The organism is Muriicola soli, assembly GCF_004139715.1.
Taxonomy (GTDB): domain Bacteria; phylum Bacteroidota; class Bacteroidia; order Flavobacteriales; family Flavobacteriaceae; genus Muriicola; species Muriicola soli.
Window position 1 is genome coordinate 2,611,187 of sequence record NZ_CP035544.1, and the last position, 24,664, is coordinate 2,635,850.

Annotated in this window: 22 protein-coding genes; 13 read left to right on the forward strand and 9 right to left on the reverse strand. The window is 41.9% G+C overall.

The features are described from left to right. Positions 1–88: 88 nt before the first annotated feature. Both EQY75_RS11895 and EQY75_RS11900 read right to left on the reverse strand, forming a co-directional pair. Complete coding sequence (locus tag EQY75_RS11895) at positions 89–1,915, reverse strand: DUF4270 domain-containing protein (protein ID WP_129606144.1); 1,827 nt, start codon at positions 1,913–1,915, stop codon at positions 89–91. 5 nt (positions 1,916–1,920) lie between these two features. Next, on the reverse strand, positions 1,921–2,730 hold the full coding sequence (locus EQY75_RS11900) for a glycogen/starch synthase (RefSeq protein WP_129606146.1): 810 nt from the start codon (positions 2,728–2,730) through the stop codon (positions 1,921–1,923). Positions 2,731–2,833: 103 nt separating this feature from the next. On the opposite strand from EQY75_RS11900, the gene panC reads away from it, so the two are divergent. From panC to EQY75_RS11930, 6 genes are all read left to right on the forward strand, one after another. Beyond that, a complete protein-coding gene (gene panC / locus EQY75_RS11905; protein WP_129606148.1) occupies positions 2,834–3,682 on the forward strand; it encodes a pantoate--beta-alanine ligase in 849 nt (282 codons plus the stop codon). Positions 3,683–3,695: 13 nt separating this feature from the next. Beyond that, on the forward strand, positions 3,696–4,046 hold the full coding sequence (panD, locus tag EQY75_RS11910) for an aspartate 1-decarboxylase (RefSeq protein ID WP_129606150.1): 351 nt from the start codon (positions 3,696–3,698) through the stop codon (positions 4,044–4,046). Between the two features lie 3 nt (positions 4,047–4,049). After that, positions 4,050–5,015, forward strand: coding sequence for a lysylphosphatidylglycerol synthase transmembrane domain-containing protein (locus tag EQY75_RS11915; RefSeq protein ID WP_129606152.1), 966 nt, complete (start codon positions 4,050–4,052; stop codon positions 5,013–5,015). Between the two features lie 27 nt (positions 5,016–5,042). Next, entirely contained in the window at positions 5,043–6,188 is a 1,146-nt protein-coding gene (locus tag EQY75_RS11920; RefSeq protein ID WP_129606154.1) for an alpha/beta hydrolase, read from the forward strand. A gap of 94 nt (positions 6,189–6,282) precedes the next feature. Further along, complete coding sequence (radA, locus tag EQY75_RS11925; RefSeq protein WP_129606156.1) at positions 6,283–7,644, forward strand: DNA repair protein RadA; 1,362 nt, start codon at positions 6,283–6,285, stop codon at positions 7,642–7,644. Between the two features lie 47 nt (positions 7,645–7,691). After that, the gene (locus tag EQY75_RS11930; protein ID WP_129606158.1) at positions 7,692–8,744 is read left to right on the forward strand and encodes a proline iminopeptidase-family hydrolase; all 1,053 of its coding nucleotides are present in this window, start codon (positions 7,692–7,694) and stop codon (positions 8,742–8,744) included. On the opposite strand, the gene EQY75_RS11935 is transcribed toward EQY75_RS11930, so the two are convergent. Further along, the gene (locus tag EQY75_RS11935) at positions 8,745–9,785 is read right to left on the reverse strand and encodes an aldo/keto reductase (RefSeq protein ID WP_129606160.1); all 1,041 of its coding nucleotides are present in this window, start codon (positions 9,783–9,785) and stop codon (positions 8,745–8,747) included. Between the two features lie 56 nt (positions 9,786–9,841). Then, positions 9,842–10,609 (reverse strand): exodeoxyribonuclease III, encoded by a 768-nt coding sequence (locus EQY75_RS11940; protein ID WP_129606162.1) that lies wholly within the window; start codon positions 10,607–10,609, stop codon positions 9,842–9,844. Between the two features lie 276 nt (positions 10,610–10,885). On the opposite strand from EQY75_RS11940, the gene EQY75_RS11945 reads away from it, so the two are divergent. Continuing rightward, positions 10,886–12,967 (forward strand): TonB-dependent receptor family protein, encoded by a 2,082-nt coding sequence (locus EQY75_RS11945; protein WP_129606164.1) that lies wholly within the window; start codon positions 10,886–10,888, stop codon positions 12,965–12,967. Here the strand turns inward: EQY75_RS11945 and EQY75_RS11950 are convergent. Together EQY75_RS11950 and EQY75_RS11955 are read right to left on the reverse strand one after the other, a co-directional pair. Then, positions 12,964–14,514 carry a glycine--tRNA ligase gene (locus EQY75_RS11950; RefSeq protein WP_129606166.1) on the reverse strand — a complete coding sequence of 517 codons (1,551 nt, stop codon included), beginning with the start codon at positions 14,512–14,514 and terminating at the stop codon, positions 12,964–12,966. The genes EQY75_RS11945 and EQY75_RS11950 overlap by 4 nt on opposite strands. Positions 14,515–14,551: 37 nt before the next feature. Beyond that, positions 14,552–15,451, reverse strand: coding sequence for a hypothetical protein (locus EQY75_RS11955; protein ID WP_129606168.1), 900 nt, complete (start codon positions 15,449–15,451; stop codon positions 14,552–14,554). Positions 15,452–15,494: 43 nt separating this feature from the next. Here EQY75_RS11955 and EQY75_RS11960 point away from each other — a divergent pair, with 43 nt between their 5' ends. Further along, positions 15,495–16,199: a ComF family protein gene (locus tag EQY75_RS11960; RefSeq protein WP_129606170.1), complete on the forward strand. Its 705-nt coding sequence runs from the start codon at positions 15,495–15,497 to the stop codon at positions 16,197–16,199. Between the two features lie 49 nt (positions 16,200–16,248). Continuing rightward, positions 16,249–17,868 carry an Ig-like domain-containing domain gene (locus EQY75_RS11965; protein ID WP_129606172.1) on the forward strand — a complete coding sequence of 540 codons (1,620 nt, stop codon included), beginning with the start codon at positions 16,249–16,251 and terminating at the stop codon, positions 17,866–17,868. On the opposite strand, the gene EQY75_RS11970 is transcribed toward EQY75_RS11965, so the two are convergent. After that, positions 17,855–18,628: an amidohydrolase gene (locus EQY75_RS11970; protein WP_129606174.1), complete on the reverse strand. Its 774-nt coding sequence runs from the start codon at positions 18,626–18,628 to the stop codon at positions 17,855–17,857. The two genes, EQY75_RS11965 and EQY75_RS11970, sit on opposite strands and share 14 nt — an antisense overlap. A 19-nt stretch (positions 18,629–18,647) precedes the next feature. Further along, on the reverse strand, positions 18,648–19,118 hold the full coding sequence (locus EQY75_RS11975) for an ankyrin repeat domain-containing protein (protein ID WP_129606175.1): 471 nt from the start codon (positions 19,116–19,118) through the stop codon (positions 18,648–18,650). A 140-nt stretch (positions 19,119–19,258) separates the two neighbouring features. On the opposite strand from EQY75_RS11975, the gene EQY75_RS11980 reads away from it, so the two are divergent. The 4 genes from EQY75_RS11980 (at position 19,259) to EQY75_RS11995 (ending at position 23,287) form a co-directional block, all read left to right on the forward strand. Next, complete coding sequence (locus EQY75_RS11980; RefSeq protein WP_129606177.1) at positions 19,259–19,639, forward strand: DUF2237 family protein; 381 nt, start codon at positions 19,259–19,261, stop codon at positions 19,637–19,639. A gap of 13 nt (positions 19,640–19,652) precedes the next feature. Continuing rightward, a complete protein-coding gene (locus EQY75_RS11985; RefSeq protein ID WP_129606179.1) occupies positions 19,653–20,555 on the forward strand; it encodes a hypothetical protein in 903 nt (300 codons plus the stop codon). 136 nt (positions 20,556–20,691) lie between these two features. Beyond that, on the forward strand, positions 20,692–22,881 hold the full coding sequence (locus tag EQY75_RS11990; protein ID WP_129606181.1) for a PAS domain-containing sensor histidine kinase: 2,190 nt from the start codon (positions 20,692–20,694) through the stop codon (positions 22,879–22,881). Positions 22,882–22,891: 10 nt separating this feature from the next. Further along, positions 22,892–23,287 carry a response regulator gene (locus EQY75_RS11995; protein ID WP_165200650.1) on the forward strand — a complete coding sequence of 132 codons (396 nt, stop codon included), beginning with the start codon at positions 22,892–22,894 and terminating at the stop codon, positions 23,285–23,287. Here the strand turns inward: EQY75_RS11995 and EQY75_RS12000 are convergent. Next, the gene (locus EQY75_RS12000; protein WP_129606185.1) at positions 23,284–24,663 is read right to left on the reverse strand and encodes a DUF5689 domain-containing protein; all 1,380 of its coding nucleotides are present in this window, start codon (positions 24,661–24,663) and stop codon (positions 23,284–23,286) included. The genes EQY75_RS11995 and EQY75_RS12000 overlap by 4 nt on opposite strands. Between the last annotated feature and the right edge of the window lies 1 nt (position 24,664).

A 24,664-nucleotide genomic window follows, 5' to 3' on the forward strand; every position in this document is an offset into this window, starting at 1 on the left:
GCGTAAAATTACGAGAAGAAATGTAATTAATGTTGTTTTTAGGTTATATAACGAGTTTTATCCGCCAGTGGTATGATGTGCTGATGAATTAATTGGGCTCGGTGTAGAAGATTTCGAGTTTTAGCTTCATTTCCTCCGGGACATCAGCTTCGCTGCCGAAAAGTACGGTGCTCAAAGGGCTCAGGGTTGCCCCAACTGGGATATCTTTATCCATATTGCCTTCAACAACGGCACTTGCGACCCCTGAAATACGAATATCAGGAGAAATGGCAAGACCCAGTGTAGCGTTTGTGGAATCGCGGAGAATCAGATCGTTAATATGATCGGTTATTCTTATTTTATACTTGATTCCAAGGTCGTTTTCTTCCTGTAAAATCGCATCATAGTCTAGATAGATCCCAAATCTCGAGTCAGCTGAATTATTTTCATTAGCCGGATTGTAGACCGGAGCATTGGTATCAGCATTATACATATAAAGCCTAAAAGGTTCAATAATTCCCCCTACCGCATTCAGGGCATCCCTGTCTACATAAAATACCAGATTGGCCTCATTGATGATCCAATTCCTCGATTTGATGTCATTGACAATCGCTTCACCGTTATTTTCCTCAAAAAGAGCTATTTCAGCAAATATTCCCGGTCCGCCTTTGAGATATATTCGGGAAGCATTGTTCCCGGTATCCAGATTATCGGAAATTTCAGTGGGATAAGACTCTGTGAGTATGGTATTTACCGCATTACCCGAAATGGGCGAGTTGGCTTGTCCCGTAATCAGGCTAATGGTGTAATCTCTTTCGGTGGTCTCCATTTCTCCATCAACAATCCTGTCGTATTCATAAGTTATTGTAATACTGGCTGTACGAAGATCGAGGAGAAGCATAATGTCTTCAGTAGTAGGGGTCACAGAAAGATGAAGCCCTCTAAAAAAATCCTGGAAGTTAGAATTACTGATCAACTCAGATTTTCCTTCTTTATCCAGAATATTCTGTTGAAAGAAGTCCGAATCCAACGCAACTCGTATTCCGGGTTCAATTACCTGCGGTGACGCCAGTGATTCATCATCCTCTGTATCCGGATCATCTTCAGCAAAAACCAGGGTTTGTTCATTATTGATCAGGACTTCTCCATCAAATAGGACATCAGAGACAAAAGAGGGTGCAAATTCCTGACTAGAATAATACTCCTGTGCCTCCAGGAAATTTGAATTAGGATCCAGATCGCGAAGAAAATAGGTAGACCTTTCTACTTTAAAATTAAAGGGCAGGTCGCGATTACCGTAAATACTATCCAGATCTCTTTTAACCGGAAATCTGTTGGGCAGGGTGCTTGTATCCTCGTCATCAGGGATACCATCTCCGTCTGTATCTGTATTCAGGGGATCTGATCCCGAGACGCGTTCCTGGTTATCAGATAATCCATCTCCATCGCTATCACTGTCCGGATCTTCAGGATCTACATCAAACTCATTGATGACTCCGTCGAGATCGGTATCTGCATTGTTGTTCCTGAGATAAGGAATGTACAATATAACCTCTGAAATCCTTTCGTTCTCTTCAATAGTTGCATCGATATCATCGGAATCAGAAATATCTTCTGTGCTCTGAGCGTAATTACCGAAAGTTGGATTCCCTATTCCTCCTTGTAAAGAAACCTGTGTTGTAATACTTGCGGTGGTTTGGCCGTAAAGAGGATCATTAAAAACACCTATCTGATAAATAGGTAACTTATTTGTCTGAACTGCTTCTACATTCCTATTGTAGGCAAAGACGTCGTATAAAGCAACGTCAGAAACGAAGGGATTTTGGTCAATCACCCCGTTTCCAATAGTGGTGACCTCTTCTTCACATGAAGAGACCGCAATAAGCAGGAGTGTTCCTAAAAGGGCAGGAACTGTACCTCGTAAAAAGAATCGCATGGGGCTTATTTTAAAACTTCAGTGTCATAAAAATTAGCATAGGCCTCTTCAAATTCCTGAAGAGGAACAAATGGTAACACGGGTTTTTGAGAGTTTTTGATATGCGAAAGCATATCATCAGGTATGCCTTCAGCTGCTAAAATTACAGCATCAGAATAATTCACCCCTATTTTTAACAAATTATTATAGGTAGGGTCCTGAAGGAGGGAAACGGCATCATCCGGGATACCGTCAAAAGTTACTTTTTTAATAAGGTCTTTATCGAGCGAGCCCTCAAAACTCTTTCCGTAAACGGAGAGCACAATTTTGCTATCCGCAAAAAGGGGTTCGTCGGCATAATATTTTCTGAGGTACAATGGAAGTAAGGAAGACATCCAACCGTGTATATGGATAATATCAGGATTCCAGTTGAGTTTTTTAACTGTTTCTACCACTCCTTTGGCAAAAAAGATCGCTCGTTCGTCGTTATCGGCAAACATATCACCATTCTCATCAGTAAATGTCGCTTTGCGCTTAAAGTATTCTTCATTGTCAATGAAATAAACCTGAATTCGCTCTTTAGGGATAGAAGCAACCTTGATGATCAGGGGCATATCCATATCGTTGATCACCAGATTCATTCCGGACAGCCTGATCACCTCGTGTAACTGGTGTCGCCGTTCGTTGATATTGCCATATCGCGGCATAAAGATCCGGATCTGACCGCCTTTGCTGTTCACCATTCTAGGTGTCTCGTAAGACATTAAGGAAACTTCATTCTCTGGTAAGTAGGGCACTAATTCTGAAGATACAAACAATATCTTTTTACCATTCATACAGGTCGTCTTTTATTTATCGCAGAAACGTAGCCGCAAAATTACAAAAATTATGCAGATTAGCAGTAATTATAGTAAGTTTGCTCGCTTTTTAAATTTTGGTATGAAGTTGATTTCTGATAAAAAAGAGCTCCTTTCCTATTTACAATCTCCAAAAGTTAAATCCGGAACCCTGGGTTTAGTTCCTACAATGGGTGCTTTGCACAGCGGCCATTTAAGTCTCGTAAAAAAGGCCCTGGCGGATAATAAAGAGGTTGTAGTTACCATTTTCGTCAATCCTACCCAATTCAACAATGCCGAAGACCTTAAAAAGTATCCGAAAACCCTGGATGATGATCTGGCCTTATTAAAAACATTAGGGGAAAGCATCACGGTATTTGCCCCCTCAGTGGAAGAACTCTACGACGGAAACATTTCCTCAAATGATTATGCATTTGACGGCCTGGATAAGGTAATGGAGGGAGAATACCGGGAAGGGCATTTTAACGGCGTGGCCACCATAGTAGAAATGCTGTTCGAATTGATCCGACCCGACAGGGCTTATTTCGGAGAAAAGGACTTTCAACAGCTACAGATAGTAAACCGACTGTCAGAAAGTCTGCCCTTTGAGGTAAAAGTAATAGGGTGCCCAATCGTCCGCGAGCCCAATGGATTAGCGATGAGTTCCAGAAACCGCCGGCTTTCAGGTCCGATGAGAGACAAAGCCAAACTGATCTACCACACTCTAAAAGAAGTGAGGCGTATGTTTGGCACGGAAAATGCGACTACTTTACACGAATATGTGTCCGGAGTTTTCGCCGAGGAAGAAGAGATGAAACTCGAATATTTTCAGATCGCCGATGTGCAAACGCTGACACCGATAATTAACAAACAAAAAAACAGAAAATACAGAGGCTTTATTGCCGTTTATGTTGAGGGGATTCGCCTCATAGACAATATCGCCCTGAATTGATTACTTTTGCGCCATGAAAATTGAAGTAGTAAAATCCAAAATACACCGGGTTAAAGTTACCGGGGCAGACCTGAATTATATTGGTAGTATTACCATTGATGAGGATCTGATGGATGCAGCCAATATCATAAAAGGAGAAAAAGTTCAGATTGTCAACAACAACAATGGTGAACGCCTTGAAACATATGCTATTCCCGGACCCAGAAATACCGGCGAATTAACCCTGAATGGAGCTGCAGCACGAAAAGTTGCGGTTGGTGACATTCTTATCCTGATTACCTATGCCTGGATGGAAATTGAAGAGGCTAAGACTTTTGAGCCGGCCATGATTTTTCCAAACGAAGAGAACAATCTTTTAACCTAACCTTTGAGCTCCCGCTTAAAAAGACTCCTGAAAATTGTAGTCCCCGTTCTCCTGGGAGTTTTTTTGGTTTGGTATTCCTATTACAACACCTCTCCCGAAGACAGGAAGGAAATTTTCAGATACATCCGGGAAGCCGATATGTTCTGGGTGGGACTCTCTGTTCTGATCGGAATCGCAAGTCATATTTCCAGGGCCATCAGGTGGAATTACTTACTGGAACCCCTAGGGTACAGGCCCAAAATTTGGAATAATATCTTTTTTATCCTGATCGCCTATTTTGCAAATCTGGGAATACCCAGATCAGGCGAAGTGCTGAGGGCAACAGCGCTTGCCACTTATGAAAAGGTACCTTTCCAAAAGGGCTTCGGAACCATCGTAACTGAAAGGGTAGTAGACCTTTTGATGTTGCTGCTTATTATATTTATCGCCCTTCTTTCTCAAACCAACATCATCTTATCTTATCTTAAAGCGAACGGCATAGGTCTTACCGCAACGCTGATCCTGGTGGCCGGAGGTATTCTTTTCCTTTTTGTCTTCCTGGCTTTCCTGAGAAGGTCAAGTTCCAGGCTCGCAATCAAACTAAAGGACCTAGTAAAAGGCCTGCTCGATGGGGTGATGAGCATTTTTAAAATGAAAAACAAATGGCTCTTTATCTTCCACACCTTCTTTATCTGGGGAGCCTATATTGCCATGTTCTGGGTTATTAAATTTACCGTAGTAGAAACGATTTCCCTGGGCATGTCTGAGTTTCTCGTAGCCTTTATCGCAGGTGCCTTTGCCATGTCTACTACTAATGGGGGAATCGGTCTTTATCCCATAGCGGTAAGTAAAGCACTTTCCATCTACGGTGTAAGTGCAGTATCGGGAGATGCCTTTGGCTGGATTATGTGGATCGCCCAAACCCTCATGGTTGTGGTTTTCGGGGCAATATCCTTTCTACTCTTACCGTTATTGAACAGAAACCGATAGGTTTCAGATAACCCAAAATCCAGCCCAATGAGGAATGTCATCACAATGGCCCTTGTCCTATTGATTACCCAGAGCACTTTTGCGCAGGCAACACACGAAATTTTTGAGTCCTTTAAATTACAGGAAAGGCGTAACGTCTCTTACTATTTTCCGGAGGATTACACCCCTGAAAAAAAGTATCCCCTGGTGGTAGTACTCGACGCAGAATACCTCTTTGACCAGGTAGTCGCCAACGCTAAATTCTACAGTAGATTTGAAGGGATGCCAGAAGTAATTATCGTCGGTGTTGATCAGAGTGAAAACGACCTCCGATGGGAAGACTGCGCTTTTGAAGAAATATCCGGATTGCCCACCGATAAAGGAAAGAAATTCTATGAATTTATTGGGATGGAATTGGTTCCCTACCTCGATCTCACCTACAGTACTGCTCCTTTCAGAATGTTTATTGGCTATGATATCACAGCTAATTTTGGGAATTACTTCCTTTTTAAGGATCGGTCTTTTTTTAATGCCTTTATCAGTATAGCGCCTCGACTTGCACCTGAAATGGAAAGCAGGGTACCTGAGCGACTTATGGCGATAGATCAACAAATATTTTACCACCTCATCGCAGGGGGCGGTAAACCCGCCTCGGCTGATGAGATTAAAATGTTAGACCAAAATCTCAAGAAACTTGAAAAGCCTACCATTCACTATTCCTATGATTCCTATCCAGAATCCAATGAGGTTTCTGTGGTAACTTACGGCTTAGGGAAGGCATGGGGAAAAATGTTTGAAGTTTTTAAACCCATTTCTCCCAAACAATACAGGGAAGAAATCCTGACCTCAGAAGAACCGGCATTTGCCTATCTTGAAAATAAGTACTCAACCATCGAAGAATTATTCGGCTTCCAGAAAAGAGTTAGTGTTAACGACATCATGGCCATTTACGCAGCCACCCGGAAGAAAGATGATTTTGAATCTTTAAAACCTCTTTCAGAATTGTGTAAGAAAGAATACCCCAACACCATGCTGGGATTCTTCTTCGAAGCAGAATATTACGAGCAATTAGGAGAGGCGAAGAAAGCCCTGCGAACTTTTGAAAAAGCATTTGGGATGGAGGAAATAGATTTCCTCACCAAAGAACTCGCCCTTGAAAAAATAGATGCGATTAAGGCCGACTTCGGCTACTAGCCAGTCATAGCTTTTCCAAAATACGAACACCCGGTTTTTTAGCCGGGTGTTTCTTTTGTTATTAATGAATACCACAATATCTTTAGCGGTAATCATGGCAAAGACCAAAACCGCTTTTTTCTGCCAGAATTGTGGCACTCAATACCCCAAATGGGTGGGGCAATGCACGGCTTGTAAAGAATGGAATACCATCGTTGAAGAAGTAGTACAGAAGGAGGAGAAGTCGAGCTGGAAAGCAACAATGAATGGCACTCCAAAAAGAGCCTCTCCTGTCAATATTTCAGATATTGACACAGATAAGGAAATCAGGTATGATATCCTTGACCATGAATTCAACAGGGTGCTTGGGGGTGGACTAGTACCCGGTTCCCTGGTACTCCTTGGAGGAGAACCTGGTATAGGTAAAAGTACTTTGCTGCTACAAATCGCTTTGCGATTACCTTACAAAACGTTATACGTTTCCGGGGAGGAAAGCATGAAGCAGATTAAGATGAGAGCTGAGAGAATTCAGCCAAATAGTGCTAACTGTTTCGTCCTTACGGAAACTAAGACTCAACAAATCTTCAAGCAGATCTCAGAGATTAATCCTGATATCGTGGTAATCGATTCTATACAAACCCTGCATTCGGATTATATCGAATCTTCAGCGGGTAGTATATCCCAGATCAGGGAATCTACAGCAGAACTTATCAAGTTTGCGAAGGAAACTAATACCCCCGTGATCTTAGTAGGGCATATTACCAAAGATGGCACCATTGCCGGACCAAAGATTCTGGAACATATGGTAGATACCGTTCTTCAGTTTGAAGGCGATCGAAATTACATGTACAGGATTCTCAGGGCCCTGAAAAACCGTTTTGGATCTACGGCAGAACTGGGAATATATGAAATGCAGGGCGACGGTCTCAGGGAAGTTAGTAATCCTTCGGAAATTTTGATCTCCAAATACGATGAAGCTCTAAGCGGAACGGCTATCGTCGCTACTCTAGAAGGTATGCGTCCCCTCCTGATTGAAATCCAGGCCCTTGTGAGCTCAGCAGTATACGGAACTCCACAACGAACGGCTACAGGATTTAATGCTAAGAGGTTAAATATGCTCCTGGCCGTCCTTGAAAAAAGAGCGGGATTTAAACTGGGGGCCAAAGATGTTTTTCTCAATATCACAGGTGGAATTACCGTTGACGATCCGGCCATAGATTTAGGGGTAGTTGCTGCAGTCCTTTCGAGCAATGCAGACATTCCCCTGGAGAAAGGGGTTTGCTTTGCGGCAGAAATAGGACTCGCAGGTGAAGTCAGGCCGGTTCGCAGGATAGATCAACGTATCCTCGAAGCAGAAAAACTCGGCTTTACGCGGATTTTTGTCTCCAAGAACAATAAAATTGCCTTAAAAAACCACAGTATCCTGATCAGTAAGGTATCAAAGATCGAAGATGTAATCCGTGAATTGTTTGATTGAAGTAATCGAATAATTATTAACTTTATTTTTCACCAAACACTAAGATCATGAAATTCTATTCCTGGCTATTTCCAGCTGTTCTTCTTTTTATCTCTTGCCAGACTAATCCTCAGAAATCAGACGGGCAGGAATCAACGAGCGCTGAACAATATCTCAGTTTTGAAAATAGGGACGACCAGTTCACAGGGGGAATTAAAATGATTCCCATCACTACCAAAAAAGGTACTTTTAATGTCTGGACCAAACGCATTGGGAATAATCCCACCAAAAAAGTATTGTTACTTCACGGTGGCCCTGGGATGACCCACGAATTATACGAGTGCTTTGACGGCTATTTCCCACAAGAGGAAATAGAATACATTTATTACGATCAATTGGGTTCCTATTACAGTGAACAGCCCGACGATCTCGACCTCTGGACCACTGAACGTTTTGTTGAGGAAGTGGAGCAGGTAAGGCAGGCCCTGGGACTGGATGCTTCCAACTTCTATCTCCTGGGTCAATCCTGGGGAGGAATACTCGCTATGGAATACGCATTTAAATACCAGGATAATCTCAGGGGATTGATTATATCCAACATGATGAGTAGTGTTCCTGAATACAACGCCTATGCACAGAATGTACTGGGCCCTCAGATGAATCCGGAAATATACAAGGAGATCAAAGCTCTGGAAGACGCTGAGGACTTTGAAAATCCTAGATACAGCGAACTATTATTTGAACACTACTACACTGAACACGTCCTGAGAATGCCCCCTGAAGATTGGCCTGAAGCAATTATGCGCACCTTTAAACACGCCAATAATCAGGTTTATGTCCACATGCAGGGGTATAGTGAGTTTGGAATAACCGGCGATGCCACCCTAAAAGATTGGGATGTAAGGGATCAATTAAAAAACATTGCGGTGCCTACCCTGGTCATAGGGGCTCAATACGATACTATGGATCCCGAACATATGAAATGGATGTCAGAAGAAGTGCAAAATGGCCGTTACTTATATTGCCCCAATGGGAGCCACCTTTCGCAGTACGACGATCAGAAAAACTACTTTGAGGGCGTGATCCGGTTTATAGAGGATGTTGATCAGAATAACTTTTGATCAGGGTGCAGGATCGGGATGATCTTCGTGTATGGCTTCAATTCCTTTGAGCACTTCCTCGCTCAGGTTGAGGTCTATACTCCCTAAATTTTCCTTCAGTTGCTCCATAGATGTGGCACCGATGATCGTGCTGGTTAAAAAGGGCCTGCTATTCACAAAGGCAAGAGACATCTGAGTAAGTGACATCCCATTTTCATTTGCCAGATCCTGATATTTCTGGGTGGCCTTAAGGGCAATTTCATTACTGTATCTACCATAAGCAGGGAATAACGTAATCCTTGCATTTTCCGGCTTTTTCCCTCCCAGATATTTTCCGCTGAGCACGCCAAAACCTAAGGGAGAATAGGCTAGCAAGCCAATTTTTTCTCTGATGGCAATTTCAGAAAGTCCAACTTCAAAAGTTCTGTTCAGCAAGCTGTACGGATTTTGTATGCTTACCATTCGGGGCAGGCTTTTATGGACTTTGCTCTCTTCTAAAAAGCGCATCGTCCCCCATGGGGTTTCGTTGGATAAGCCCACATGACCTATCTTTCCTTCTTTAATCAGGTCCCTCAAGGTTTCAAGGACCTGATGAATATTATCCTCCCAGAAATCAGAAATGTCATGCTTGTACCCCCTTTGCCCAAAATAGTTGGTTGATCTTTCAGGCCAATGCAATTGATACAAGTCGATGTGTTCAGTTTGCAATCTTTCCAGACTCCCGTTGACAGCTTCAATCAACGCGTCCTTTTTAAAGCCTGATGTTCTTATAAACTTTGTAAATGCAGCCTTGCCTGCGATCTTGGATGCCAATACGATCTTATCTCTCTTTCCTGATTTTTTAAACCAGTTCCCTATAATCTTTTCGGTTAGGGCATAGCGATCGGGATGGGCTGGAATAGGATAAAGTTCAGCTGTGTCAAAAAAGTTGATCCCCTGTTCCACAGCATAATCCATCTGCGAATGCCCTTCGGCTTCCGTATTCTGCTTTCCCCAGGTCATCGTTCCCAAACAGATCTTACTTACTTCAAGGGAGGTATGTGGCAGGGTGGTATAAATCATGATAATTTTCGTTATAATTCGGCAGCAAAGGTATGCAACCCTTTGTAAATCTAGTTTTAAGCTGTGTTTAATTCTACCATAATCGGGCAATGATCACTGTGTTTGGCCCGTGATAGTATTACAGATCGGTTTAGTCTTTCTTCTAAGGTCTTGCTAACCATGCCGTAGTCCAGGCGCCAACCTTTGTTGTTATTTCGGGCATTCGCACGGTAACTCCACCAGGTATACTGATGTGGTTCTTTATTAAAGTAGCGGAAACTGTCAATAAATCCGCTATCCATAAAATTGCCGATCCATTCCCGCTCAACAGGCAGAAAACCGGATACATTCTTGTTCCTAACCGGATCGTGGATATCGATTGCCTGGTGGCAGATATTGTAATCTCCAAGGATTATAAGGTTAGGATGCGTTTTTTTAAGTCCATCCACATAGTCCTGAAAGTCGGCCATGTACTGTAGCTTGTGATCGAGACGTTCAATATTGGTGCCGGAGGGTACATAAAGGCTCATTACAGAAACCCCGTTGATATCTGCCCTGATATTCCTTCCTTCCTTATCCATATAGTCTATTCCTGTACCGAATTCGACGTGTTCAGGTTTGTATTTTGAAAGTATGGCTACCCCGCTGTACCCTTTCTTTTCTGCACTGTACCAATAATGATATGGGTATCCGGCATTTTCGAAAAGACTGAGTTCTAGTTGTTCCTTCATCGCCTTAATCTCCTGCAGGCAAACCACGTCGGGATCAACGCTTTGTAACCATTCCAAAAATCCTTTGCCCAGGGCGGCACGAATACCATTTACATTGTAGGATACGATCTTCATTTTAGAATTTTTTCGAAAGTAAGAATTGTTGGGTTTAGTAAAAAGTTGATTCCCGATTAGTTTGCAATGAGGAGTGCATCTTAATTTTTAATACTGGTCCTGAAGGCTATTCTCCTTAGTTAGCCCTCCATGGTTCAAATATATCGGATGAATAATATGCAGTATACTATGGCAGATCTGTCCTTTCCGGAAGTCTCGCCTGAAGGAGCCGGCAGTGGCAGAACTTCCCTTGGCTTTAGGTATTAATGATTACTTTTGATGCCTTAAAATCGATTGATGAAATTTTACGCTGGCATCTGTTTATTTCTAATGAGTAGCCTCGCTTTATTCAGCCAGCAAACTTCCAAACCGGATAGTGTAACCGTCCTAAAGGAAGTACTGCTGTTAGAGGAGCTACGGGAAAAACAAACAACAGGAATTGTACCCTCACAAATCATTGGCGATAAGGTCTTCGATAATTTCAGCCCGATAGATGCTATATCGGCCATTAACCAGATCCCTGGGGTTTATGCCTTGTCCGGAGCCTTAAATACCAATAGAATTACCATAAGAGGGATTGGAGCCCGTACCTTGTTTGGCACCGATAAGCTTCGTTTGTATTACAATGAGATCCCTGTCACCAACGGAAGCGGATTTTCTACCATTGAAGCTTATGATCTGGAAAATTTAAGTCAGGTTGAAGTAGTCAAAGGACCAAAAGCCACTGCTTTCGGTACTAATCTCGGTGGTGCCATCTTACTTAGTACCAGAGAAGCACTTGGAAATAGTAGTAGCCTATCAAACAATTCTACTTTTGGTTCTTATGGGCTCTTCAAGAATAATCTGTCGTTCAGACATGCAGATCAGGGAATGACACTTGCGCTCAACTACGACCGTTTAAATACAGACGGCTATCGGGAAAATAATGATTTCCAAAGGGATGGATTATTGCTGAACACCACTTTTCAGATAAATCCGAATAATAGGATCAACCTGTTGGTTAACTACATAGATTACACAGCTCAGATTCCGAGTTCACTAGGAATTACAGCCTTTAATGAAGATCCGACTCAGGCAGCATTTACATGGGCAGCATCAAAAGGATTTGAAGCCAATAAATACACCTTGATCGGTGCCAGTTATGAGCATACATTTTCTCCTGAGTTTAAAAATTCTACCAGCATCTTCTATACCTATCTGGATCATTATGAGGCCAGGCCTTTTGGTATCCTGGATGAGTATACCAATGGATTTGGTTTACGAACGCGCTTCATCGGTGAAGCAGCGATATTTGGAATAAAGACCGATTATTCTTTTGGAACTGAACTCTACAAGGACGAATACAGTTGGGATGAATACGAAAATCTCTACGCAGACAATAATGGGGAGGGAAGCCTGCAAGGAGATCAGTTTGCAGATAATAGAGAATTTCGAACACAGCTAAATTCCTTCGGAACACTATCTGTGGCCGTTGCAGAGAAAGTAAGTTTACAGCTCGGCCTTAACATAAACAGCACCCAATATGATTTTCGTGACCTGTTCAATACTGGAGAGGCCAACCAGAGTGCAGAAAGAAATTTTAAAACCATTGTCCTCCCCAGTGTCAATATTTCTTATCGATTCACGAATTACCAATCCGTTTATGCCAATGTCAGCAGGGGGTTTTCCAATCCGACAGTAGAAGAGACCTTAACTCCTGACGGGGTAATCAATCCTGATATTGCCCAGGAAACCGGCACTAATTACGAGTTGGGGTCCCAACTTTTCTTATTCAATAATAAGCTACACCTGCTTGCTACGATTTATCAAATGGATGTTGAGAATCTCTTGGTGGCCGAGCGAGTAGGTGATGACCGATTCGTGGGTAGGAATGCCGGAAAAACAAGACATCAGGGGCTTGAGGCCGCTATTAATTACCGATGGGATCTCACTTCAGGCATCAGGATTACACCCTTTTTAAACTATACTTACAATCAGCACAGGTTTGTGCAGTTTGTTGACGGGGACGAGGACTTTTCAGGCAATCCGTTAACCGGAGTGCCAAAACACAGAATAAACAGTGGATTACAGTTTCAGTTTAAAGATCATTTCTTTTGGAATACCACACATCAATACGTTGGCAGCATTCCTCTAACGGATGCCAACAGTCTTTCCAGTGACCCATTCCATGTCTTTACCACAAAATGGCGGTATGAACAAAAACTAAGTTCGGCTTTCAGCCTTGGGATAGCATTTGGAATCAATAACCTCTTTAATGTTCGATACGCACAATCTGTACTAATTAATACCCGGGCTTTCGGAGGTGCTGAACCGCGGTACTATTACCCCGGTAACAACAGAAATTATTATACCAGTTTCAGAATTAGGTATACGCTTTAACTCTCTGCCAGCTTTTGTAGCCAGTATTTCATTGCAACTTCTTTCTCCATAACAGCAGGGATGTCTTTAATAGCAATTCTCTTTTGCTCCATGGTATCCCGGTGGCGTATTGTAACCGAATTGTCTTCCAGGGTTTGATGATCAACAGTGATACAGAAGGGAGTGCCTGCTGCATCTTGCCTTCTGTACCTGCGCCCTACGGCATCCTTCTCATCGTAAATCACATTGAAATCGAGACGTAGGTCTGCAATAATCTTATGGGCGATCTCCGGTAGACCGTCCTTTTTTACAAGAGGAAGTACCGCGGCCTTGGTAGGAGCAAGCACTGCGGGAATTTTCAGCACCGTTCGCGAAGATCCGTTTTCCAGTTCTTCTTCAACAAGAGAATTGGATAGGACGGCCAGGAACATACGGTCTAAGCCTATAGAGGTTTCAACAACATAGGGCACATAGCTCTCTTCTAATTCGGGATCAAAATACTGAAGCTTTTTACCCGAATATTTCTCGTGGCTGCCCAAATCAAAATCGGTTCGGGAATGAATCCCCTCTAATTCCTTAAATCCGAATGGAAATTTAAACTCGATATCGGCGGCAGCATCGGCGTAATGGGCTAATTTTTCGTGATCGTGGAATCTGTAATTCTCCTCTCCCATCCCCAGCGACAGATGCCATTTCATCCTGGCTTCTTTCCAGGTCTCATACCATTCTTTTTGAGTACCCGGCCTTATAAAGAACTGCATTTCCATCTGTTCAAATTCCCTCATCCTGAAAATAAATTGTCTGGCGACAATCTCGTTCCTGAAGGCCTTACCTATTTGTGCAATCCCGAAAGGAATTTTAAGGCGTCCCGATTTTTGAACATTCAGAAAATTTACGAAGATTCCCTGGGCCGTTTCCGGGCGCAGATATAAATCCATGGCAGAATCAGCTGATGCGCCCAGTTTTGTGCCAAACATCAGGTTAAACTGTTTTACATCAGTCCAGTTCCTGGAACCCGAAAGTGGGCAGGCAATCTCTAGTTCCTCTATCAGATTTTTTACATCTGCCAGGTCTTCCTTTTCCAGAGAGCTGGCCATCCTTTTCAGGATGGTTTCTGATTTTTGCTGATAGTCTTTTACCCTGGGGTTGGTAGCACGGTATTGAGCCTCGTCAAAGGAATCTCCAAATCGCTTGGCTGCCTTGGTGATCTCCTTGTCTATTTTAGCCTCAATTTTGGCCACATAGTCTTCAATAAGAACGTCGGCGCGATATCTCTTTTTTGAATCTTTATTATCGATCAAAGGGTCATTAAAAGCATCAATATGCCCTGAAGCTTTCCAGGTAGTAGGGTGCATAAAGATGGCTGAATCGATTCCAACGATATTCTCATTGAGTTGCACCATGGCCTGCCACCAGTATTCTCTGATGTTCTTTTTTAACTCTGCTCCGTTCTGGAGGTAATCGTATACTGCACTAAGGCCATCGTAGATTTCACTGGACTGCGCAACATAGCCGTACTCCTTGGCGTGAGAAATGACCTTTTTGAAAATATCTTCTTGATTTGCCATGGGGCAAAAATAGAACTTTAGGAAAAGATAGGATAGATTATTTTAACTGAAATTCTGTTGTGGCCAGTAATTTTTCGTCCTCAAACACATTAAGCGTATAAGTGCCGTCAAGAAGCGATCCTTCGGGCACCGTAATAAAATCACATACACTCATTTCCTCACCCCTGAAGATGAGAGTAACCCTCTTGCTGTAAATGTTGCCATTTACGGAAATGATGTTTGCGTTGTCTTCTATGATCCCCATATTTGGACCCAGAAACTGAAAGTAAAGTACTTTTTCTTTGGGTTCAATTGTATTGGGGTCTGACTGGACGGTAATACAGCCTCTTAGTTTTTCTATAGTTGAAGCCTTGTTGGTTTTAATGGGTCTTCCACTGCGCATTCTAAAACCGCTACCCTCAGCATTGCTCAGGTTGAGATAGTTCTTCATCTTGAGTTCCCTACTCAGTTCGCGATTTTTTCTTCTCAACAGCGCTTCCGCCTCGGCTAGAGAACTACTTCTTCCCCTCAACTCCTCGAGCATTTCCTGTGATTCGTCAAACTTATCAGCAAGCAATCTGTTGTTGTAGCGCAAGAGATTGTTCTTTAATTTAATACTGTCGTATTGTGCTTCTAATTTGCGGAGTTCACTTTTAAATTCGCTTAGTTTCCCGATGGTGAAATTGAGACGTCCAACCGAATCAAGTAACATCTGAACACGATCTCTGGAATCCTGTAATTCAATTTCGTTGACTTCGTTAAGAGCGGATAGCCGATCTACCTCTGTTTTCATAAGAGTGAGATCTCTGACCAATAAGGTTTTCTCGTCTTCCAGATAAGAAATCTGGTTCTGAGATTGAGCATAGCTGTAATAAAAGGCAATCAATATGCCAATGATTACCGCCACCATAGCTGCCAGGATAATTTTGTAATTGAATTTGGTTTCTTGAAAGTCCATTCGCCAGGGGATACGTTACAAGTAGGTTTTGATACGTTGAGATTTGAATTTCACTAAGCTACCAAATATAATAAATGATCTCAACACGGTTCTTGTACCCCGTGTCTGTTTTGGATGTAATGCACGATTATATCGGGGAGAGCAGATTTTATGTGTCTCTTGTCGAGCCCAATTACCGCTTACCGAGTTCAATTTTTCGAAAGAAAACAGTTTAGACAGGGTATTTTACGGACGAATAGCCATTCAAAAAGCATCGAGTTTTCTATATTTTTATGAAAATGGGGTAGTTCAACGTCTACTGCACTATCTGAAATATCGCAATCAGCCGCAGATCGGTAACTTCCTCGGAAAATGGTACGGACACATTCTAAAACAAGATCTCGCTCTGCCACCAATTGATGTGGTGATCCCTGTACCGCTTCATCCCAAAAAACTAAAAAAAAGAGGCTATAACCAGGTGGAAGGGTTTGGAAGAGAGCTCGCCCTCCATCTCAAGGCCAGATACAGGGAAGACATTTTAGCTAAAACATCCCATACACGCACACAAACTCAGAAATCGAGAATATTTCGATGGCAGCATGAAAAACCTGTATTCAATATTATATCACCTACCATACTAAAGCCATGTAAAGTCTTACTTGTAGACGATGTGGTGACCACAGGTGCTACCCTGGAAGCCTGTACCAAAGCCTTGATTTCACAAAATGGAATTGAGGTTTATATTGCAACAATGGCAGTAGTTCCCTGATTTCAGAATTCTGCAAATTAGTTGTTTCTTTGCCCAAACAAAGGGCTCTATGGCAAACTTAAAGCGATTTCTTTCTGGGGTATTCGTTCTGTTTATTGCCCTTGCCCTTTTTCAGTGCGCCAGACGTGGCAGTCCTTCAGGAGGGCCAAGAGATACCACTCCACCTGTTTTACTCCGTGCCGAACCGGAAAATCTTAGTACACGGTTTAGCACTAACAAAATAAGGTTGTACTTCGATGAATACATCAAACTCGAAGATGTTCAGAATCAACTTATCGTATCACCTCCCTTTAAAAACCCCCTTGAGATCAGTCCGCAAGGAGGTGCCAGTAAATACGTCGAGATTGTTATAAAGGATACGCTGCAGGAAAACACCACCTACACCATGAATTTCGGTGAAAGTATTGTTGATAACAACGAGGGCAACCCATACCCTTATCTCACCTATGTCTTTTCGACGGGGGATTATATTGATTCTCTTTCGCTCTTGGGCGTCGTTCAGGATGCCTTTAATAAGGAAACTGATGACTTTATCAGCGTAATGTTATATGAAATTGACACCAGCTACACCGATTCTGTCATCGAGAAAAGGCCTCCAAACTATCTCACCAATACCCTGGATAGTACTACCATTTTTAGACTACAGAATTTAAAGGCAGGGAGCTATCGGTTAATTGCTATAAAAGACGAAGCAAAGAACAATGTCTATGACCCCGTAGTTGACAAAATAGGATTTATAGAGGACACCATAACCCTTCCTACAGACTCAATCTATCTCTTGCGCCTTTTCAGGGAAATTCCGGAATACAGCTTGTCGGTTCCCAAGTTTGCAGCGAGCAACAAGATTGTATTTGGATATAACGGACCCAATGAAGAATTGGAAATAACCCCCATAACCCCGCTTCCGGATACCGTATTCACTTACCAGTCTAAAGAACCCGGGAAGGATACACTCAATTTCTGGTTTACTCCTTTTGAAACTGATTCCCTGATTTTTGAAGTCAACAATGAACGGCTCGTACAAAGAGATACATTTGTAGTTAAAACGCGTCAACTCCCTCTTGACAGCCTCCTTGTTTCTGCAAGCCATCGCAGTTCTATTGGGTTTTTAGACACGCTGACCCTATCAGCAAATATACCTATCCAAACTAGTGACACTGCCACAGTTTCACTCATAAATAAGGATTCACTGCCTCAACCATTTGAGTTTTCTTTGGATACTATGAGGAACCGACTTGTAGTCGACTTTCCAAAGGAGCCCAATGAAACTTATTTTCTTACGATTTTGCCAGAGGCACTCACAGACATCTTTGGGACAAGCAATGATACCCTGAATTACAGGCTAACAACAGGCAGTTATGCCGATTTTGGTAATCTTAGAATTCGGTTGAGCGGGGAGGTCAGTTATCCTGTCCTGGTTGAATTGACCACTCCCCAAGGCCAAGTAGTGCGGTCAATAGCCGCTCAGGAAGATAAGCTTTATGAATTTAATCTCTTGAGTCCTGCCAAGTACTTGGTACGTGTAATTTTCGACACAAATGGCAATGAACTGTGGGACACGGGTAGTTTTAAGGATAAAATACAGCCCGAAAGGGTGGTTTATTTCCCTCAGGAAATAGAGGTAAGGGCAAATTGGGAACTGGAACAACTCTTTCTTATTGAAGAATAAACGAATCCCGATCGTCCAGAAACCTTAACTTCTCTCTGGCTTCTGTTAAATGTGTTTTGCTGATTTCCACAAATAGCACCTCTTCTTTCTCTGAAAATACAAGCTGCTCGCCCAAAGCATCGTAGCAAGCTGAATGCCCGTTGTAATTGTGCCCATTTGGATCATTTCCAATTCGATTTACGCCAATACAGTAAGCCATGTTTTCAATGGCTCTGGCCCTTAACAATGCATCCCAGGCACTTACCCTGGGTTGGGGCCAATTGGCTACAAATAGCAAAAGGTCATAAGCCTCCGTATTTCTGGACCATACAGGGAATCGCAGGTCATAGCAAATCATAGGACAAATACGAAATCCCCCGTAATCAATAATGACCCTTTTCTTTCCGGCCGAATACGACAGCTGCTCGCCGGCCAGCGTAAAGGTGTGGCGTTTATCGTAATACTCGAAACTCCCGTTTGGCTTAACAAAGAACAACCTGTTTGTATAGCTTCCCCCTTCAAAAAATGCTATGCTGCCTGTTATGGCCATTTTAGTTTCCAGGGCGAGCGACTTCATCCATTCCAGGGTTTTATTTCCTTCTTTTTGGTCGATCTCCGAAGGCGTCATCGTAAACCCCGTGCTAAACATTTCAGGGAGTATCACCAGATCTGCAGCCCGGGTTAAATTCCTTATTATCTCAGTAAAATGCGTTCTGTTTTCTTCGGGCTGATGCCAGAAAATGGAGGATTGTACCAGGGCAATTTTCAAATTTGTTTCCAAGAGTTATGGCCGTTAAATGTTATTGGGTTAAAAGAGACTGAAAATGCCTGAACCCTTGCATTTTAGCATGGTCTAGCGCAGTATGTCCCCTGGCATCCCTGACGTGAATATCCGCCCCATGTTTAACCAGAAGTTGAGCAATTTCCAATTGATTAAAGGTGACAGCGAAGATCAGGCAACTAGATCCCATGGCGTTGGTCGTATTCACATCTGCGCCAGCTTTCATCAAGAGTTCAGCTATGTCCTTATACCCTTTAAAGCAAACACCCATTAAAGCCGTATTTCCCGTGCCATCTTTTTCGTCAACATTAACCCCTTTTTGAAGAAGGTATTCAACAACATCCTGGTGATTGTAGTAAGCCCCAAGGATCAAAGGGGTAGAACCTCTCTTGTCTTTTACAGTAAGTAATTCGGGATGCTGTTTTACAAGCGATTTAATCTTGTTTAAATCTCCAGTTCGAATTGCATTAAAAAACGATTCCTGTTCCATGATCAATTAAAATAAATACAGAATAAAGGTACAATAAGCTTCTAAAAATGAATTTAAAATAATAGAAATCGTCTATCCTTCCATGTAGAACAAAAATTTCAATAGGTTTGGGATTTGGGTATTCCACACTATCTTGCCATATGGAGAAAAATCCAAAAAACGTATTTGGCCTACCACTTCAGGCTTGTTGTCACGATCCGCTTACCGGATATTTCAGGGATGGGTATTGTAAAACAATGACCGAGGACCGGGGAACTCATGTGGTTTGCGCCCGTGTCACTGAAGAATTTTTAAATTTTTCCAAAGAAAGAGGCAACGATCTGATCACTGCCATTCCCCAATGGCAATTTCCGGGACTCAAACCCGGAGATCAGTGGTGTTTGTGCGTTTCCCGCTGGATAGAAGCTGAGAAAGCAGGAGTAGCACCACCGGTAGTTCTGGAAGCTACACACGAAATAGCCTTGGATTATACTGACATGCCTACACTTTTAAAATACGCTTTTGTGGCTCCTGAAAATTAATGGAAAACGTAATATGAATAAAATTGATATCATCCTGGATTCACTTCACCGTCTTTTCCTTTCCGAAAAAACGAGGGAAAGAAGTGAAAAGGTCATCATCAGTATCGCTATTATCAGTTTTATTTTGCACCTGGCTCTGATTCTGTTGAAAGACTATCTTCCGGGGATAACATTAAACTCGGACTTGTTCAACAATCCGATAGCCGCAATCTACACTCCTTTTTCTTTTATTCTGGTATATGAGGTGTACCTGCTGGTCTATTATCTTCCCAAGTCAATTTCACTATATATCAGCAAGCAATATGAGATTATAACCCTGGTGATCATCAGGCGGATATTTAAAGATTTGTCCAATTTGGACCTGCAATCCAATTGGTTTGAAAACAGTTACGATCTGCAGCTAACATTTGACCTCATTACTACACTCTTCCTGTTTGGGCTTATATTATTGTTTAATAAACTCAATTTGAATCGCAAAGAAGTTAGAGGGGACGCCGAGCCAATAACAGGATCACTAACACTTTTGATTCGTCGAAAAAAAATATTAGCGGTCTTGCTGGTACCTGTCTTTGTTGCGCTCGCCCTTTACAGCTTTGGAACTTGGGTGGCGGATATTACAGGAGCAGCAAATGCCGGGATCGATACCCTCGGTGATATTAACCTTATTTTCTTCAATGAGTTTTTTACGATCTTAATCCTGGCCGATGTTTTGCTACTACTTTTTTCCTTTTTCCACACCGATCAGTTCAATGCGGTAATCCGAAATTCGGGCTTTATCATATCTACTATCCTGATCAGACTTTCCTTCAGCACAACGGGACTGGTAAATGACTTGCTGGTAGTAGTCGCTGTAACCTTTGGAGTCCTTATTTTATGGCTTAATAATAAATATTACGGCTTAAGAGTTAGGAATTGATCAAAGCAATATCACTTACCTATATTTAACTACTATAGCGGTTTTTCATTAGTTTTTTAAAGATTTTTCTTACTTCTATAAAATTATTCGCTTCTGTGAACGTTAGTTTTCAGGAACTTCTCTTAAGTAATTCTAAATGAAGACTATTTCACCAGCCGAAACCATAAAAAACCTTCCATTTCCCTTAGCAAAAATGGACTGCGATTTTAAGTTGATCGAGACTTCTGAAGCCTGGGACAAAGCCGAGAAATTAGAACAGCAAAAATCGGAGAGAAATCAGGATTTTACGCTCCCGTTAAGATCGCTGAAGGAATTGAATGACGATTGTCTGAAAAACAGAGAACAAGGCGAAAAAATTATTCCTGTAATCTCGGAAGAAGGTCTTTCTTTTTGGTATCGTTGGCAAGTTAATCCCTATTTTGACGAGGATGGCAAAGTACTTGGTACTTATATTTTAAGGGAAGACGTAACTAAGCAGGTAAAAAAAGAGCAGTTACTAATAAAGGCTCAGGAAGTAACCAGAATAGGTGGATGGGAAGTTGACCTTATTCAAAATACTGTATACTGGACAAAGGTCACCAAAGAAATTCACGAGGTCCCCATGGATTACATCCCCAACCTGGAAGAAGGGATTAATTTCTATAAAGCCGGCGAAGATCGCGAGAGGATAACTGAATTGGTAAGCAAAGCGATTAGTGACGGTAGTCCTTGGGATACTGAACTTCGGATAGTTACGGCAAAAGGCCGTGAACTTTGGGTTCATGCCAGGGGTGAGGTGGAAATACTCAAGGGTAAGGCTGTGAGAATTACGGGTACCTTCCAGGACATTGATCAGAAAAAAAAGGCCGATCTGGCCTATAAGAAAATCAGTGAGCGACTTTCCATCGCAACAGAGGCCTCCGGCATCGGGATATGGGATTTAAACCTATTGACCAATTCACTGGAATGGGATAAAAATATGTACCAACTCTACGGGATAAAAGAAAATGATTTCTCAGGGGTCTACGACGCATGGGAATCTGCGGTGCACCCGGATGATAAAGAAAAAGCACAAATTGAATTACAGGACGCGATTCAGGGAACAAAAGATTTTAATACTGAATTTAGAATAGTCTATCCCTCAGGGGAAATTCGATATATTCGGGCGTTTGGAGTAATCAGAAGGAATGCTGAAGGAATTGCTTTAAATATCATAGGGACCAATTGGGATATTACTGAGTTAAAGAAAACCCGTCTTGAACTGGATAAGAGCGAAGAGTCTTTTGAGGGTGCTTTTGAACATTCTACTACAGGTATGGCCTTGGTTTCACTTGAGGGAAATTGGATAAAGGTCAACCAAAACCTTTGTGAAATCACGGGCTATTCAGAGGAAGAATTAATGAAAATCAATTATTTAGACCTTACTCATCCTGAGGACCGTTCGAGGGATCTTCTACTCAGGTCTGAAGTTCTGGAAGGAAAAAGGAAATCTTATCAGACTGAAAAACGTTATTATCATAAAAAAGGGCATTTAATTCATTTAATTGTTTCTGTAACGGGAGTGAAAAATATTTATGGAGAACTCTCACATGTCATTTCTCAAATACTGGATGTTTCCAAATTGGTCAAGGCAGAGAAACACTTAAAATCCCTTGTGCAAATCACACAAGACCAAAATGAGAGTTTATTAAATTTTGCGCATATCGTTTCCCATAACCTGAGGTCACATGCGAGTAATATGACCATGTTGACAGATTTTCTTTTGAAGGATAACGATCCTGATGAATTGCAAAACATAGGCAAAATGTTAAAAGCTGCCTCTGAAAGCCTTAATGAAACTGTAGCCCACCTCAACGAAGTTGTTCAGGTAAAGGCGGGGAGTAGTGAAAAAATAAGGCCAGTTGCCTTACTTAAAAAAATAAATCTGGTAAGGAACAACATCAACGCTTTATTGCATGAAAAAAATGCAGAATGTCATATTGATATTCCAAAAGACCTTCGGGTGAAAGCGATTCCTGCCTATCTTGAAAGTATGTTCTTAAATCTATTCACCAACTCCTTAAAATACGCTTCTCCAGATCGCAATCCGATCATAGAAATAGAGGTAAAACCAATTAAAAAGGGAGTATGCAAAATAGAATTCAGGGATAACGGTTTAGGGATCGACCTTAAGAGACACAAGGATAAAGTGTTTGGTATGTACAAAACCTTTCATCACAACAAGGATGCCAAGGGAATCGGTCTTTTCATTACAAAAAATCAGGTAGAAGCGATGAATGGGAATATTAACGTGAAGAGTAAAGTTGATCAGGGTACCACCTTTATCATTGAATTAAATACAATTTAGAATTAGAACTGTGGAAGCAATTCAAAACATTTATATCATTGATGATGACCCTATCTTTATTTATGGAACTAAACGTCTTATAAAGGAAGTAAACTACGAAGGTGGCATTACTGTTTTCCAGAATGGAAAAGAAGGATTAATGGGATTGGCAAAAATCCAGGATAAGGAAAAGTCGCAACCATTAATCATTTTTTTAGACCTCAATATGCCGGTTATGAATGGATGGGAATTCCTTGATGCGGTCCACAAACATTCAGATTACAATTCCCTGGATCTTCAGATATTCGTCCTCAGTTCCTCAATCGATCCTAAAGATACCGAGAAAGCCTACTCGTATAAGATGGTCAAAGAATTCGTTTCAAAGCCTATTTCTCCTACCCTTTTAGAGGAAATCCTACATTCCTAGTTGGGAGCGCCGGGCGTAAAATCCTGAGGTGCGTTTTGGGGTTGATTAATGGTCCCGAAAGCTCCAGTATCATTATAAATGACCCATTCAGAAGGAGTAAAAACAGCATTCGCCAAACTTACTTCATTTCTTCGAAATGCCCTCCCGTCTTCAAATTCGTGTGACGTTCCTGAGCCGTCTTCACCGATCACCCCAAAGATATCGATGACCTCTCCAAACGGATCCACCAGGGTGAGATTGTCATCACCGTTGGAATCAGCCGGACTATTAACCCCTGCCACCAGATCCGCGGGAAATCCATAAGTCTGTTCAAAAGCTTCTGCATTTGACGCGATCACCAAAAATTGCCCGGGCAACATTTCAATGTCTGAAAGATCTACGGATGAGCTTTTCTCCAAACTGTTATTGGTGTAACGATTAATATGCCAGCTCTTCAATGAAAGCGGTTGAACACCAGAATAGTGGAGTTCTATAAATCTCGCAGAACTATTATTATCTGGGTCTGCCAACTCTGAGATCAAGAGTTTATCTGAAGTGAATTCGGTAATGTATTCCTCACACCGCTCCTGGGTAAACTCCACATCATTCAGGGATCGAATAATTAATCCGGGTTCATTGTCGATTATATGTGTTATGCCCGTTATACTCCCCTTCCCTCCCGGCAGTGTTTCCTGATAAAAATCGGAGTATCCACTGTTGATCAATAGGATTTTATTATCTGTACAATCTTCAAGCGTACGAACTGTCTGCAGCTGTTTTCGGGCATAGCTGGAATCTAATTCTTCTTCCGAAAATTCCATTTCTTCAAGTCGAACCAGAGTATTTACAGGCTGAGTTAAAATTTCAGCAACTGAAATCGTTTTCGGTACTATGGAAATAGTTTGATCACAACTTAGCACGATATGATTGGAAATGGCATGCCTGGGAATTCTTCCGGGCTGAAGAATTCCAAATGATGAGTAAGCGCTCCCCAATTTAAATACCCCTTTAGACTTTCCAAGATATAGCCCGTTTAAGTAGAGTACAACTCTGTCTCCTGGCTGAAATAGTAAGTATGAATCCCTCAATTCCAATTCCAATTGAATTCCTGCAGTAGGATCAGAAGGTTTATCCTGCAAGTGAAGGGTATTGAAAATATTCCCTGATTGATCTGACGAGATAACATAGGCTTCAATAATCCAATTATCAATGATCTTTTCAGTGGTTCCGGCGAAACTTTTCAAAAGTGCTGTTAAAGTAAAATTGGGAAGAACATCAGAGTTGCAGTCCGTATCCGGAGTCGTCCATTCATCTTGTCTAAGGCAGGAAGAGCTAAATACAAGAAGAATTATGAGTCCAATGCAAAATCTCCTGCTGAAAATCACTGTTTTAAACATT

Excerpts from the sequence above, each read along its gene's own strand:
- EQY75_RS11895 (WP_129606144.1), bottom strand. The coding sequence starts at position 1,915 with ATGCGATTCTTTTTACGAGGTACAGTTCCTGCCCTTTTAGGAACACTC.
- EQY75_RS11900 (WP_129606146.1), bottom strand. The coding sequence starts at position 2,730 with ATGAATGGTAAAAAGATATTGTTTGTATCTTCAGAATTAGTGCCCTAC.
- panC (WP_129606148.1), top strand. The coding sequence starts at position 2,834 with ATGAAGTTGATTTCTGATAAAAAAGAGCTCCTTTCCTATTTACAATCT.
- panD (WP_129606150.1), top strand. The coding sequence starts at position 3,696 with ATGAAAATTGAAGTAGTAAAATCCAAAATACACCGGGTTAAAGTTACC.
- EQY75_RS11920 (WP_129606154.1), top strand. The coding sequence starts at position 5,043 with ATGAGGAATGTCATCACAATGGCCCTTGTCCTATTGATTACCCAGAGC.
- radA (WP_129606156.1), top strand. The coding sequence starts at position 6,283 with ATGGCAAAGACCAAAACCGCTTTTTTCTGCCAGAATTGTGGCACTCAA.
- EQY75_RS11930 (WP_129606158.1), top strand. The coding sequence starts at position 7,692 with ATGAAATTCTATTCCTGGCTATTTCCAGCTGTTCTTCTTTTTATCTCT.
- EQY75_RS11935 (WP_129606160.1), bottom strand. The coding sequence starts at position 9,785 with ATGATTTATACCACCCTGCCACATACCTCCCTTGAAGTAAGTAAGATC.
- EQY75_RS11940 (WP_129606162.1), bottom strand. The coding sequence starts at position 10,609 with ATGAAGATCGTATCCTACAATGTAAATGGTATTCGTGCCGCCCTGGGC.
- EQY75_RS11945 (WP_129606164.1), top strand. The coding sequence starts at position 10,886 with ATGAAATTTTACGCTGGCATCTGTTTATTTCTAATGAGTAGCCTCGCT.
- EQY75_RS11950 (WP_129606166.1), bottom strand. The coding sequence starts at position 14,514 with ATGGCAAATCAAGAAGATATTTTCAAAAAGGTCATTTCTCACGCCAAG.
- EQY75_RS11955 (WP_129606168.1), bottom strand. The coding sequence starts at position 15,451 with ATGGACTTTCAAGAAACCAAATTCAATTACAAAATTATCCTGGCAGCT.
- EQY75_RS11965 (WP_129606172.1), top strand. The coding sequence starts at position 16,249 with ATGGCAAACTTAAAGCGATTTCTTTCTGGGGTATTCGTTCTGTTTATT.
- EQY75_RS11975 (WP_129606175.1), bottom strand. The coding sequence starts at position 19,118 with ATGGAACAGGAATCGTTTTTTAATGCAATTCGAACTGGAGATTTAAAC.
- EQY75_RS11980 (WP_129606177.1), top strand. The coding sequence starts at position 19,259 with ATGGAGAAAAATCCAAAAAACGTATTTGGCCTACCACTTCAGGCTTGT.
- EQY75_RS11985 (WP_129606179.1), top strand. The coding sequence starts at position 19,653 with ATGAATAAAATTGATATCATCCTGGATTCACTTCACCGTCTTTTCCTT.
- EQY75_RS11990 (WP_129606181.1), top strand. The coding sequence starts at position 20,692 with ATGAAGACTATTTCACCAGCCGAAACCATAAAAAACCTTCCATTTCCC.
- EQY75_RS12000 (WP_129606185.1), bottom strand. The coding sequence starts at position 24,663 with ATGTTTAAAACAGTGATTTTCAGCAGGAGATTTTGCATTGGACTCATA.